The sequence below is a fragment of the Phenylobacterium sp. genome (assembly GCF_013822795.1).
Lineage (GTDB): Bacteria > Pseudomonadota > Alphaproteobacteria > Caulobacterales > Caulobacteraceae > Phenylobacterium.
Window position 1 is genome coordinate 77,518 of record NZ_PNLB01000015.1, and the last position, 12,816, is coordinate 90,333.

General features: G+C 68.9%; 15 protein-coding genes. 8 read left to right on the forward strand and 7 right to left on the reverse strand.

Features of this window, described 5'->3' with window-relative positions; translation table 11 throughout:
• The first annotated feature begins 71 nt into the window (after window positions 1-71).
• Both C0481_RS14325 and C0481_RS14330 read left to right on the forward strand, forming a co-directional pair.
• Window positions 72-1,427 carry a metallophosphoesterase gene (locus C0481_RS14325; RefSeq protein WP_293404926.1) on the forward strand — a complete coding sequence of 452 codons (1,356 nt, stop codon included), beginning with the start codon at window positions 72-74 and terminating at the stop codon, window positions 1,425-1,427.
• Between the two features lie 133 nt (window positions 1,428-1,560).
• Window positions 1,561-3,051, forward strand: a complete 1,491-nt coding sequence (locus tag C0481_RS14330) for a hypothetical protein (protein WP_293404928.1) — start codon at window positions 1,561-1,563, stop codon at window positions 3,049-3,051.
• Here the strand turns inward: C0481_RS14330 and C0481_RS14335 are convergent.
• Both C0481_RS14335 and C0481_RS14340 read right to left on the reverse strand, forming a co-directional pair.
• Window positions 3,045-3,353: a hypothetical protein gene (locus C0481_RS14335; protein WP_293404931.1), complete on the reverse strand. Its 309-nt coding sequence runs from the start codon at window positions 3,351-3,353 to the stop codon at window positions 3,045-3,047. The genes C0481_RS14330 and C0481_RS14335 overlap by 7 nt on opposite strands.
• 84 nt (window positions 3,354-3,437) lie before the next feature.
• Window positions 3,438-3,842: a nuclear transport factor 2 family protein gene (locus C0481_RS14340; protein WP_293404933.1), complete on the reverse strand. Its 405-nt coding sequence runs from the start codon at window positions 3,840-3,842 to the stop codon at window positions 3,438-3,440.
• A 105-nt stretch (window positions 3,843-3,947) separates the two neighbouring features.
• On the opposite strand from C0481_RS14340, the gene C0481_RS14345 reads away from it, so the two are divergent.
• Complete coding sequence (locus tag C0481_RS14345; protein WP_293404935.1) at window positions 3,948-4,142, forward strand: DUF1674 domain-containing protein; 195 nt, start codon at window positions 3,948-3,950, stop codon at window positions 4,140-4,142.
• 153 nt (window positions 4,143-4,295) lie between these two features.
• Here C0481_RS14345 and pyrF read toward each other — a convergent pair whose 3' ends face one another.
• Window positions 4,296-4,988, reverse strand: a complete 693-nt coding sequence (gene pyrF / locus C0481_RS14350; protein WP_293405074.1) for an orotidine-5'-phosphate decarboxylase — start codon at window positions 4,986-4,988, stop codon at window positions 4,296-4,298.
• 99 nt (window positions 4,989-5,087) lie between these two features.
• Here pyrF and C0481_RS14355 point away from each other — a divergent pair, with 99 nt between their 5' ends.
• Entirely contained in the window at window positions 5,088-5,780 is a 693-nt protein-coding gene (locus tag C0481_RS14355) for a MarC family protein (RefSeq protein ID WP_293404938.1), read from the forward strand.
• A 345-nt stretch (window positions 5,781-6,125) separates the two neighbouring features.
• On the opposite strand, the gene C0481_RS14360 is transcribed toward C0481_RS14355, so the two are convergent.
• Complete coding sequence (locus C0481_RS14360; protein WP_293404940.1) at window positions 6,126-6,929, reverse strand: SDR family oxidoreductase; 804 nt, start codon at window positions 6,927-6,929, stop codon at window positions 6,126-6,128.
• A 200-nt stretch (window positions 6,930-7,129) separates the two neighbouring features.
• On the opposite strand from C0481_RS14360, the gene C0481_RS14365 reads away from it, so the two are divergent.
• Both C0481_RS14365 and C0481_RS14370 read left to right on the forward strand, forming a co-directional pair.
• Complete coding sequence (locus tag C0481_RS14365) at window positions 7,130-9,046, forward strand: potassium transporter Kup (RefSeq protein WP_293404942.1); 1,917 nt, start codon at window positions 7,130-7,132, stop codon at window positions 9,044-9,046.
• A complete protein-coding gene (locus C0481_RS14370) occupies window positions 9,046-9,390 on the forward strand; it encodes a hypothetical protein (RefSeq protein ID WP_293404944.1) in 345 nt (114 codons plus the stop codon). Before C0481_RS14365 ends, C0481_RS14370 begins: the two co-directional genes overlap by 1 nt.
• Window positions 9,391-9,394: 4 nt before the next feature.
• On the opposite strand, the gene C0481_RS14375 is transcribed toward C0481_RS14370, so the two are convergent.
• Window positions 9,395-9,856: an Lrp/AsnC family transcriptional regulator gene (locus C0481_RS14375; protein ID WP_293404946.1), complete on the reverse strand. Its 462-nt coding sequence runs from the start codon at window positions 9,854-9,856 to the stop codon at window positions 9,395-9,397.
• 142 nt (window positions 9,857-9,998) lie between these two features.
• Here C0481_RS14375 and C0481_RS14380 point away from each other — a divergent pair, with 142 nt between their 5' ends.
• A complete protein-coding gene (locus C0481_RS14380) occupies window positions 9,999-11,231 on the forward strand; it encodes an argininosuccinate synthase (protein ID WP_293404948.1) in 1,233 nt (410 codons plus the stop codon).
• Here the strand turns inward: C0481_RS14380 and C0481_RS14385 are convergent.
• Window positions 11,228-11,434 (reverse strand): KTSC domain-containing protein, encoded by a 207-nt coding sequence (locus tag C0481_RS14385; RefSeq protein ID WP_293404951.1) that lies wholly within the window; start codon window positions 11,432-11,434, stop codon window positions 11,228-11,230. The two genes, C0481_RS14380 and C0481_RS14385, sit on opposite strands and share 4 nt — an antisense overlap.
• A 130-nt stretch (window positions 11,435-11,564) precedes the next feature.
• Between C0481_RS14385 and C0481_RS14390 the strand changes: the two genes are divergently transcribed.
• Window positions 11,565-11,969 (forward strand): MAPEG family protein, encoded by a 405-nt coding sequence (locus C0481_RS14390; RefSeq protein WP_293404953.1) that lies wholly within the window; start codon window positions 11,565-11,567, stop codon window positions 11,967-11,969.
• Here C0481_RS14390 and C0481_RS14395 read toward each other — a convergent pair.
• Window positions 11,966-12,736: a sulfite exporter TauE/SafE family protein gene (locus C0481_RS14395; RefSeq protein WP_293404956.1), complete on the reverse strand. Its 771-nt coding sequence runs from the start codon at window positions 12,734-12,736 to the stop codon at window positions 11,966-11,968. The genes C0481_RS14390 and C0481_RS14395 overlap by 4 nt on opposite strands.
• Window positions 12,737-12,816 lie beyond the last annotated feature (80 nt).

Below are 12,816 nucleotides of genomic sequence, written 5' to 3' on the forward strand. Positions count from 1 at the left end.
GACCGCAATCACGCATTGCGACATCCCGCCGCGCATTGCCTGACCATCGAAATGGTGAAAATCAGGCCTTCGTGTCCCAGGCTCTTTTCCTCACCGACCGCCGCCGCCTGCTGGCCGGCCTCGCCGCCGCGCCGCTGCTGACCGCCTTCTCCGCCCCTACGCCGGTCATCGGGCGGGTGCTGGCGATGAGCGACCTGCACTCGGCCTATGAGCGCACCGGCCAGCTGCTGGCCGCCCTGGCCGCCGAGGTCGCCGCCCACAAGGTCCCGCACGTCATCGCCGTCGACGGCGACGTCTTCGAGCACGGCAACGTCGCCGCCGTGCGCTCGAACGGCGAGATCGACTGGGCGTTCCTGGCGGCGCTGCCGAAGATCGCCCCGACCGTGGTCAATATCGGCAATCACGACACCGACCTCACCACCGACCTCGCCGAGGTCGTCGCCCGCCTGCGCGGCCTGGGCGTGACCGTAGTCAGCAACATCGTCGACGCCCGCACCGGCGCGCCCTACGCCCCGGCCCAGGCCGACCTGCCGCTCGGCAAGCGCACCCTGCGCGTGGTCGGGATCGCCACCAACTCGATCAACACCTACGTCGCCGCAAGCCGCCCGACCCTGCAGATCCCGGTCCCGGGCGAGTGGGCCCGCGCCAACCTCGCCCCGGCGCTGGCCGGCGCCGACCTGGTCATGGTCATGAGCCACGCCGGCGTCGCCCCCGACCGCGAAATCCTGCCGCTGTTGCCGGACGGGACGCTGATGGTCGGCGGCCACAACCACCTGCAGTTCCAGCACCGCCAGGGGGCCAGCCTCTACGTGCACACCGGCTCGTGGAGCAACGCCTACACCGCCGTGCCCCTGCGCGCCGCCGGCCCGGGCGACGCGGTCTCGGTCCCGGTCGCGCTCGACGGTCCGGTCGCCCCCGCGCTCGCCGACCTGATCCCCACCGTCCTCCCCCGCAGCCTGACCGACGATGAGCGCGCGATCCTCGGGACCTCGCCGGCCGCCCTTTCGCTCGGCGACACCGGCCGCGCCGTGGCCGCCGCCATGGCCCGCGCCGCCGGCGCCGACGCCGGCTTCATCGGCCACACCACGCTCGGGACCGGCCTGCCGGCCGGCCCGGTCTCGCGCTACGCCTTCGACGCCGTGGTCCGCTTCGAGGGCAAGCTGATGGTCGCCGAGATCCCGCGCGCGCGGCTGGCGACCTTCCTGGTCCGCGCCAACCAGGACCGCCCGATGCCGCTGGCCGACCGCAACGGCGACTTCCTCTACGGCGAACAGGTCTCAGTCCCGACCGGCGACACCGTCCGCATCGCCACCACCGACTGGAACGCGACCAACCAGGGCGAATACTTCGGGGCCAAGGACCTGGCCTTCCGCGAAGTCGAGGGCCTGCGCCTCAAGACCGTCGCCGCCAAGGGACTGCTGGGCTGATCTCCCAGCCCGGCCCCTCCGGCGACGCTGCCGGCCACCCTAGGGCCTTCACCTGATCACGCGCCTCCGCAGGCGACCCTAGGCTGCCCGCAAGGCCCCGCTTTGGCCGCCATCGCGAACCGCTGGAGGCCGCATGCCGCGGCGCCTGATCCTCACCGCCCTGGCCCTCCTCACCGGCTGCGCGCTGTCCGCGCCGGCCGCGGCGCAGACCACCGACACCCAGGCCATCGCCCAGATCCAGCGCGAGCTCGCCGCCCTGCGGGCCGAGAACGCCGAACTGCGCCAGCGCATGGACGCCATCACCGCCGCCCCGCCGCGCGGCCGCCCGGTCGAGGACCCGCCGGCGGCCGCCGCGCCGCCGCCCATGGCCAATCGCGAAGCCTCCCCGATCCTCTATCCGACCGAGGCGGCCGATCCCTACGCCTACGCCCAGGCGCACGAGAACTACGCCGCCTTCTCGCCGGGCCGCGGCTTCAAGCTGGCCGACACCCCGCACGGCGAGCTTGGGATCAGCGCCTACATCCTCGGCCGCTACATCAATCAACTGCCCGAGGACGACGTCAGCTTCACCGACCACCTCGGCCGCGAGCGGCCGATCGACCCGCGCGACGACATCCAGCTGCAGCGGATGATGATGTGGGTGAACGGCTGGGTCTACGATCCGAAGTTCCGCTACCAGACGATCATCTGGTCGGTGAACTCGACCAACCAGGTCGCCATCGCCGGCGCCCTCACCTACCACTTCAACGAGGCGGTGGAGCTGGGGATCGGCATCAACCGCCTGCCGGGCAGCTACACCATGATGGGCTCACACCCTTACTGGTACGCCCCCGATCGGGTGATGGCCGACGAGTTCTTCCGCCCCGGCATGACCAGCGGCGTCTGGGCGACCGGCGAGGTGCTGCCGCGGCTGCACTACATGGCCATGCTCGGCGACAATCTCAGCCAACTCGGCATCAGCGCCGCCAAGCTGACCCGCAACAACGCCTGGGGTCTGGGGCTGTGGTGGATGCCGACCACCGGCGAGTTCGGACCGCGCGGCGGCATGGGCGACTACGAGCAGCACCAACGGCTCGCCACCCGGTTCGGGGCCCACTACGTCCACAGCCGCGAGGACCGCTTCAACCAGGCCGACATCTCCAGCCCGGACAACACCCAGATCCGGCTGTCGGACTCCACCCTGCTGTTCGAGACCAGCTCGCTGGCCCCGGGCGTCACCATCGACGAGGCCGACTTCGACCTGGTGGCGCTGAACGCCGGCCTGAAATACCGCGGCTGGGCCCTGCACGCCGAGGGCTACTACCGCCGGCTCGGCGACTTCGACGCCGACGGCCTGCTGCCGCTGAGCGAGATCGAGGACACCGGCTTCTACGTTCAGGGCTCCTACGACGTGCTGCCCCGGAAGCTGCAGCTCTATGCCGGGACCTCGCAGATCTACGGCGAGTTCGGCGACGCCTCGGAATACCTGCTCGGCGTCAACTGGTTCCCGTTCAAGACCCGCAACGTGAAGGTCAACGGCATGGTCATCGACGTGAACAACTCGGCGGTGAACAGCGTGTTCGGCTACTATGTCGGCGGCCAGGACGGCACCACCGTCACCGCCGCCATCGACCTGCTCTACTGACGCGCGCGGCGGATCCGGCGCCAGATCAGCCCGGCGAGCACGCAGCCCGCCAGCACCATCGTCCACGTCATCGCCGCCTGACCGACCACGCCCCACACGATATCCAGGCCGAAATTACGCTGGTCGTGGTCGGTCGGGTCGGCGGTGAACAGCCGCACGGTCACCGCCGCATAAGCGAGCCAGGGCGGGGCCAGACAGATCGCCAGCGCCGCCATGCGCCCGCGCCCGTACTCGCGCGACCAGAACGCCGCCGTGACGAAGCCCGCTAGGGCCAGCAGGCCGAATCCAAGAAGCCAGAACATCGCACCCACCCGAAGGCCTAGTGGACCCGGACGGTGGCGCAGGGTGCGTTAAGGCGATGTTGCCGACGCGCCGACCCTAGTCGGCTAGGCGGCCCGCTTGTCGTCGAGGAAGGTCTCGCTGTGCGCGTGGCACTCCCAGCCCTTGGGACCCTTGACCCAGGTGGAGCTGTCGGCGGCGTGCAGTTCGGCGGTCTTGCCGTCCATCGTCACGTTCTGGCGCACCGTGTAGGCGATGATCGCCACGTTCGGCGCCGGCGTGGCGACCTCGACGTCGTCGAACGCGTAGGCGTTCAGCGCCCAGCCGCCCTCCTCGGTCATCTTTCCCATCTTGTCCTTGGCGATGCTCATCACGCCACGGGCCCCGGTCACCAGGCTGTTGTCGCCGGAAAGCGCGGCGGCCCGTCCGCCGTCCTTGGCTTTCATCGCGTCCCAGTAGGACCTCTCCAGGGCGATGATCTCGTCACAGGTGGGCTTGGCCAGGTCAGCCATCGGGGCCTCCATTGCATTGGTCGCTGCATGGAAATCACCGCGCCGACGACGCGGTTCCCCTGCCGCGCCCTAGCGCCCGGCGCCGCGAGGCTCTATCTCCCCCTCATGAGCGAACCGCCCAACGCCGCCCCCGGGAAGGTGCTGACCCCCGCCGCCCGCCGCGCCCTGGAAGAGGCCGCCGCGCGTCACGCCGCCGAGCAGGAACGCCAGGCCCGCGAGGCCGAGCTCGGCGGTCCCACCGGCCCCGAGCCGACCCGCTTCGGCGACTGGGAGCGCAAGGGCATCGCCGTCGACTTCTGAACCCGCTGCAGGCGCAGCAAGTCAGTCTTAGTTCCTCCCCCGTTGGGGGAGGTGGCGCGCAAAGCGCGACGGAGGGGGCCTGCTGAGTCCGAAGTCCCCCTCAGTCAGCCATGCGGCTGACAGCTCCCCAGCGGGGGAGCAACTGGCCTTCACTCAGACCCCCGCCATCTCGCCGGCCACCCGCAGGGCGGCCGCGTGCGGGTCGTTGGCCGCCGTGATCGGCCGGCCGCAAACGATGTGGCTGGCCCCGGCGCGCAGGGCGTCGGCCGGGGTAGCCGCGCGGGCCTGGTCGTTCTTGGCCGACCAGTCGGGGCGCACGCCGGGCGTGACCACCAGGAAGTCCTTGCCGCCCAGCTTGCGGGCCAGTTCGGCCTCGTGCGGGCTGGCGATCACCCCGTCGGCGCCGGCGGCGATCGCGTGGTGGATGCGGCGCTCGACCAGCGAGCGGGCGGTCTCGTTGAAGCCCATCTCGATCAGGTCGGCGTCGGTCAGGCTGGTCAGCACCGTCACCCCGAGGATCTTCAGGTTCGAGCGGCCGCGCCCCTGGACGGCGGCCTTCAGCACCTGCGGCTCGGCGTGGACCGTCAGGAAGTCGCAGCCGGTCTCGGCCAGCACCGCGGCCGAGCGCTGGACGGTGGTTCCGATGTCGTGGAGCTTCCAGTCGAGGAACACCTGCTTGCCCTGCGCCTTCAGCTCCTGGGCCAGGGTCATGCCGCCGCCGGTGGCGAACAGCTCCAAGCCCACCTTGTAAAAGCTGACCGCCTCGCCCAGCGCCTCGACCAGGGCGCGGGCCTCGGTCAGCGTCGGCACGTCCAGCGGGACGATCAGGCGCGGGTCGGCGCGCACGGGAGCTTCGGTGACGGCCATGACGGCGTCCTTTCAGGCAGGCGCGCGCTTCCGCTGCGGGCGGTCGGCGGGCGTGGCGAATTGGGCTAAGACGCGTGCATGAGCCAGTGGGACTTCGCCGTCAACTTCTTCGTCGCCCTGTTCGCGCTGATCGACCCGATCGGCAACGTCCCGCTGTTCGCGGCGGCGACCAACGGCGTGAAGTCCAAGGACGCCCGACTGATCTCGGTCTACATCGCCCTCTTCGTCCTCGGCTTCCTGACCTTCTTCTATTTCTCGGGCCTGTCGCTGCTCGAGTTCTTCGGCATCTCGCTCCCGGCCTTCCGCATCGCCGGCGGGGTGATCCTGTTCCTGCTCGGCCTGGAGATGGCGCGCGACGACTTTACCGCCGCCTTCGCCGGAGCGGCCGACGAGGAGGCCCCGGTCGGCGAGGGCCGCGCCCACGCCCGCCGCCGCTTCGAGCGGATGATCGTCCCGTTCGCCATGCCGCTGCTGATCGGGCCTGGTGCGATTTCGACCGTGGTCATCTACGCCAGCGAGGCCAAGCAGTTCGGGCTGTCTGGCGCCGCGGTCGGGGTGGCGGTGATCGCCGCCCTGTCGCTGATCACCATGCTGATCTTCTGGGCGACGCCGCTGATCAGCCGCCTGCTCGGCCGGATCGGCCTGACCATCGTCGTGCGGGTGCTGGGCCTGATCCTCTGCGCCCTGGCCGTGCAGTTCATCCTCGCCGGCATCGCCGAGTCGACCGCCGGCGTCATTCTGCGCGAAGCCGCCGCCCCCTACGCGAAGTAGCGCGGACTCAGGGAAGCATCGCGAAGTACTCCCTCGCTCCCTTGGGGGAGAGGGCCGGGGTGAGGGGGCTGCTGACTCAGCCGAGCCGCCAACACCCAGATCCTCCCCTCTTGGGGGAGGTGGCGCGCGTAGCGCGACGGAGGGGGACTGCGGCCTCAGCAAGCCCCCTCAGTCAGCCATTCGGCTGACAGCTCCCCCAGCGGGGGAGCATCTCAGTCAACCGTCAGCTTCCTGCAACCTCGCCGGCGAAACCTGCCGCTCGCGGCCCTATCGGCAGGGTTTTCACGACTCTATCGGCAGAAACCGCCCCTATCGGCGGGTTTTTCGCGCGCCCTGCCGATAGGTTCAGAGCTTGCCGCGGAAACGCGGCCCCTGCGAGGCCATCAGCGCCAGCGCCCACTCGTCGGGCAGCAGCTTAACCCCAGCGGCGATCGCCTTGTTCGGCGCCCCGGGCACGCATATCGGCCGGTTTGCTTCGGCCGCCTCATAGCCGGCGGCGGCGACCTCGTCGGCCCCCAGCCACATCCACGGCGGGGCGCTGCGGCTGATCTGCTCGCGGGTGTCGTTGACGTCGTGGAATTCCGAATAGGTGAAGCCCGGGCACAGCGCGCTGACATGCACGCCCTTGTCGAGGGTCTCCAGGTGCAGGCTTTGGCTGGCCTTGATCAGGTAGCTCTTCACCGCGCCGTAGAGCGTCGCGCCGGGCGAGCCAGGGATCAGTCCGGCCAGCGAGGCGACGTTGACGATGCGCCCGAACCGGCGCTCGACCATGCCCGACAGCACCCGGTAGGCCAGCTCGGTCGGGGCGGTCAGCATCACCCGAAGGAAGGCCTCGTGGGTCTCCCAGCCGGACTCGAGGAACGCCCCCGGCACGCCGTAACCGGCGTTGTTGACCAACACGTCGACGCCCCGGCCGTGGGCGGCGAGGTGGTCGAGGATCAGGCCCGGCGCGTCCGGGTCGGCAAGGTCGGCGGCGAAGGTCAGGGTCTCGACGCCGTGGCCCAGGGAAATCTCCTCGGCCAGGCGCTCCAGCCGGTCGGCCCGGCGGGCGGTCAGGGCCACGTCATAGCCGTGGCTGGCGTAGATCTTGGCGAAGGCCGCGCCGATCCCGGCCGAGGCTCCCGTCACCAGCGCCAATCTGCGGTCCATCTGCCCCCCTCGCGTCCCGAACAGGGCCGAAGGTGGCGAAAGCGCGGGCAAGGTCAAGCCGGACCGGCCCGCGCAACGCTCGCGGCGGCGTGACGCTGGCACGCGGCGATTGTACGTTGGCGAGATTGGGTGTAATCGCGCCCGCCTTTGCGGCATCGGGCCGCGCATGGGAGCCTCTGTCGTGTTCCCGGAGACCTTGAATGGCTGACTCAGCCGGCGTCGCTCAAGAAGCGACCGAGGAATCTCACGCCCACAAGCGGGAAAGCTTCGCCGCCCTGGCCCTCGGGGCCATCGGCGTCGTGTTCGGCGACATCGGCACCAGCCCGCTCTACGCGATGAAGGAAGCGCTGCATCACTCGCGCTCCGGCGGGGCCAGCGAGCTGGCGGTGCTGGGCGTGGTGTCGCTGGTGATTTGGGCGCTGATCCTGATCGTCACCATCAAGTACGTCGTCTTCCTGATGCGGGCCGACAACAAGGGCGAGGGCGGCACCCTGGCCCTGATGGCGCTGGCCCAGCGCAGCCTGCCCCAGCGCTCGGCCTGGGTGTTCTTCCTGGGGGTGATCGGGGCGGCGCTGTTCTATGGCGACGGCATCATCACCCCGGCCATCTCGGTGCTCTCGGCGGTCGAAGGCCTCAAGGAGGCGCCCGGCGTCGGCAACGGCATCGAGCCTTATCTGGTGCCGATCGCCGCCGGCGTGCTCGTGGCCCTGTTCATGGTTCAGGCGCGCGGCACCCATCGCGTGGCCGCCTTCTTCGGGCCGATCATGGCCCTGTGGTTCCTGGTGCTCGGCGGCCTTGGGGTGTTCCACATCTCCGACGACTGGTCGATCCTGCGCGCCTTCAGCCCCCACTACGGGGTCAAGTTCCTGCTCGACGACGGGCTGATCGGCTTCGTTATCCTCGGCAGCGTGTTCCTCGCGGTCACCGGGGCCGAGGCGCTCTACGCCGACATGGGCCACTTCGGGCTGAAGCCGATCCGCGTCTCCTGGCTGTTCTTCGCCCTGCCCTGCCTGGCGCTGAACTATCTGGGCCAGGGCGCCAACGTGCTCGCCCACCCTGAATCGCGCTTCAATCCGTTCTGGGAAATGGTCCCCGAGATCGCCTACTGGCCGGTGCTGGTGTTCGCCACCGCCGCCACCGTCATCGCCAGCCAGGCGGTGATCACCGGCGCCTTTTCGATGACCCAGCAGGCGGTGCAGCTGGGCCTGCTGCCGCGCATCGACATCCGCCGCACGTCCGAGACCCAGGCCGGCCAGATCTACGTTCCGCAGGTGAACACCTATCTGATGATCGGCGTGCTGGTGCTGCTGTTCACCTTCCAGAACTCCTCGTCGCTGGCCGCCGCCTACGGCATCGCGGTGACCGGCGCGATGTTCGTCGACACCCTGCTGTTCTTCGTGATCATCAGGCACATGTGGAAGCGGCCGCTGTGGCAGGCCGCGCTCGGGGCCGGCGCGTTCGGCGCCATCGACCTGGTGTTCATCGGCTCGAACCTGCTGAAGATCCCGGACGGGGCCTGGATGCCGCTGGTGATGGGCGGCTTCCTGGTGCTGATCATGTGGACCTGGACGCGCGGCGCCCAGATCCTCAGCGAGAAGACCCGCCGCGACTCCGTGCCCCTGATCGAGCTCTCCGAGATCCTCAAGGCCCGCGCCCCGCACCGCGCTCCCGGCACCGCGATCTTCCTGACCTCCGATCCGGACATCGCGCCGGTCGCCCTGATGCACAACCTCAAGCACAACAAGGTTCTGCACGAGAAGAACATCATCCTGACCGTGGTCACCGCCGAGACCCCGCGGGTGCGCGAGAACGACCGCATCCGCATCGAGCCGGTCAACGACGACTTCAAGAAGGTGTTCATCTCCTACGGCTTCATGGAGAGCCCGAACCTGCCCAAGGCGCTGGGGCTCTGCCGCAAGCTCGGCCTGAAGTTCGACATCATGGCCACCAGCTTCTTCCTCGGCCGCCGCTCGATCATTCCTTCGGCCCAGTCGGGCATGCCGCTCTGGCAGGACAAGATCTTCATTTTCCTCATGAAAAATGCGGCCAACCCGACCGACTTCTACAAAATCCCGCCTGGCCGCGTCGTGGAGCTGGGCACCCAGGTGAGCGTCTGATGAATGTCCTGAGTATCGCCGCCGACACGCTGTGGATCATCGCGTTGTCGATCATGGCCGGCGCCGCGCGGGTGGCCTGGCGGCGGATGGACGCCGACGTGATGGTGCCGATGATCGGGACCTGGCGGCTGCCGCGAAACCTGGCGCTGATCATCCCGGTCGCTGCGGCCTTCGCGTTCGGCATGGCCCTGTTGTGGGGCCATCGCCACGCCGCCGGCCTGTCCTACAACGTGATCTTCTTCGGCCTGCGCGCGACCCTGGCCGCGATCATCGCCATGCTGCACCTGCAGTGGCTGAAAGGCGCCCTGGCGACGCTGGAGTCCGAAGGCGCCCTGAAGTCCTGAGCTCTCAGGACAGCGGGATCTCATAGCTGCGCTTGACGGTCTCCATCGGCACGTCGGTCTTGACGCTCTGCACGCTGGGGATCCGCGTCAGGTGGTCGGCCTGGAAGCGCCAGTAGCTGTTGAGATCCGCCGTCACGATGCGCAGCAGCGCATCGCACTCGCCGGTCGTCAGATAGCACTCGACGACCTCTGGGAAGCGCCGCACCGCCTCGGCGAACTGGTTCGTCATCGCCGCATCCTGGGTCTTGAACCAGACCCGGGCGAACACGGTCAGCCCGACCCCGACCTTGGCCCCGTCGACGACCGCCACGTAGCGCTCGATCACCCCGGCCTCCTCGAGCAGCCGCACCCGGCGCAGGCAGGGCGACGGCGAGAGTCCCACCTCCTTGGCGAGCTCGATATTCTGCATGCGGCCGTCGCGCTGCAGGGCGCGGAGGATGCGCCGATCGATGGCGTCGAGTTTCATTGGCGCCTGGCGCCCCTAGCTGGCATCGCGTTGGAATCTGATGCCAACTTCGCCGTCATTATTGGTGTATTTGCAATCCAATTGTTTTGATCTTGGCCTAGGGTGCCGGCCTCAGATCTGATTTTGGCTCAGGGTGCCGCGCATGACCACGACCAAGCCCCCCATCAAGAAAGTCGTCCTGGCCTATTCGGGCGGGCTCGACACCTCCATCATCCTCAAGTGGCTGCAGACGGAGTACGGGGCGGAGGTCGTGACCTTCACCGCCGACCTCGGCCAAGGCGAAGAGATCGAGCCCGCGCGGGCCAAGGCTCTGGCCGCCGGCGTGAAGCCCGAGAACATCTTCATCGAGGACGTCCGCGAAGAGTTCGTGCGCGACTTCGTGTTCCCGATGTTCCGCGCCAACACCGTCTACGAGGGCCAGTACCTGCTCGGCACCTCGATCGCCCGACCGCTGATCGCCAAGAAGCAGATCGACATCGCCCGCGCCACCGGCGCCGACGCCGTCAGCCACGGCGCGACCGGCAAGGGCAACGACCAGGTCCGCTTTGAGCTCGGCTACTACGCGCTGGAGCCGGACATCCACGTCATCGCCCCCTGGCGCGAATGGGACTTCAAGTCCCGCGAGGCGCTGCTCGACTTCGCCGAGAAGCACCAGATCCAGATCACCAAGGACAAGCGCGGCGAGGCGCCGTTCAGCGTCGACGCCAACCTGCTGCACTCCTCGTCCGAGGGTAAGGTGCTGGAGGACCCGGCGGTCGAGGCTCCCGAGTTCGTGCACATGCGCACCATCTCGCCCGAGGCCGCGCCGGACGAGCCGACGATCTTCACCATGGACTTCGAAGGCGGCGACCCGGTCGCCATCGACGGCGTCAAGATGAGCCCGGCCACCCTGCTGACCAAGCTCAACCAGCTGGGCCACGACAACGGCGTCGGCCGCCTCGACCTGGTCGAGAACCGCTTCGTCGGCATGAAGTCGCGCGGCGTCTACGAGACCCCGGGCGGGACCATCCTGCTGGCGGCGCACCGCGGCATCGAAAGCATCACCCTCGACCGCGGCTCGATGCACCTGAAGGACGAGCTGATGCCGAAGTACGCATCGCTCATCTACAACGGCTTCTGGTTCGCGCCCGAGCGCGAGATGCTGCAGGCCGCGATCGACCTGTCCCAGAAGAACGTCACCGGCCAGGTCCGCGTGAAGCTCTACAAGGGCAACGTCAGCGTCATCGGCCGCACCAGCCCGTACTCGCTGTATGACCAGGACCTGGTCACCTTCGAGGAAGGCAAGGTGGCGTACGACCATCGCGACGCCGCCGGGTTCATCAAGCTCAACGCCCTGCGCCTGCGCGTGGCCGCCAAGCGCGACCGCCGGGGCTAAGCCTCGACCTTGTTGTAGGGATACTGGTCGCGGATTTCATAGGCGAAGAACCGGCCTTTGGAATCCGCGTCCACGAAACTTCGGTGCACCTCCCCTGGGACGCCGACATAGACGTAGCGGTCGCCGTCGTGGAACGTCACGAACAACTTGGCACGATGCTCGTCATAGAAAATCTCGCGGATCGCTTCGGAGTCGACCTGCATGGCGGGGCCTCCTATCCTCCGTGGACACCCCTAAACGCGCGGGGCGGGCGAAAGTGTTCCCCCAGCAAGCTGAGCCGTGCCAAAGTCAGCCCCATAACCGCCGCGTCCGCCGGCCGATTCAGGGGGAAACATGCAACCGCACAGCTATGTGGCGCTGGTCACCGTCGCCGCGCTTCTGACCTATTTCTGGATGGGGCTGCGGGTCGGCCGCGCCCGCGCCAAGAGCGGGATTTCGCCGCCGGCCATGACCGGCGATCCGATCCTCGAGCGCAACATCCGGGTCCACTACAACACCCTGGAATGGCTGCCGATCTTCCTGGTCGGCCTGTGGCTGTTCGCGATCTACTGGAACGATCTGATCGCCGCCGGCCTGGGCGTGGTCTGGATCGTCGGACGGATCCTCTATGCGCTCGGCTATGTGGCCGATCCGAAGAAGCGCGAGGCCGGCTTCCTGATCCAGTTCGCGGCCGCGGCCATCCTGCTGCTAGGCGCGGCCGGACGGATCATCTGGACCCTGGCCACGGTCGGAGCCTAGCCGAACAGCACCAGCGCCTGCCAGATCGCCAGGCCGGTGACGACGTAGCCCACCACCCAGGTCAGCGCCCGGATCGGCATGACCTTGGTCATCCAGCCGGCGATCGGGGCGGCGACCACGCCGCCCCCGATCAGGCCCAGCACCGACCACAGATGATCGCGCAGGCCCTCGGTCTCCCAATGGCCGGAGACCAGGGCGGCGAGGAACGCGGCCGACACGGCGGCGGCGACGAAGGCCTCGGCCGCATTGGTGGTGCCGATCGCCTTGCGCGGGTCCGCGCCCGTGCCCAGCAGGGTCGAGGTGACCACCGGGCCCCAGCCGCCGCCGCCGACCGCGTCGAAGAACCCGCCCACCAGGCCGAGCGGGGCCGGCGACTTCCACGAGAACGGCTTGGGCCGCGCGCCCTTCCAGGCGCGATAGAGGATCACCAGGCCCATCAGGCCGAGCCAGGCGACCACGAACGGCTTGATCATCTCGCCGTCGACCGAGGTCAGCAGGTAGGTGCCGGCGACGCCGCCGACGACGCCGCCCAGCGACAACAGCGCCAGCAGCCGCCAGTCGACGTTGCGGTGGGCGATATGCGAGGCGGCCGAGGCCGCGCCGGTGAACACCTTGGCCGCGTGGACGCTGGCCGAGGCGCTGGCCGGGGGCACCCCGTTGGCCAACAGCACCGTGGTCGACACCACGCCGTAGGCCATGCCCAAGGCGCCGTCGACCAGCTGAGCGGCGAAGCCAACCGCGGCGTAAAGCCAGAACTCAGGACCCATCGCCCCTCCAATTCGCGGGCCGCAACTCGCAGAGCTTTCCGAGAGGCGCAATGGGGATTACCTCGGGGCGCGATCAGCAT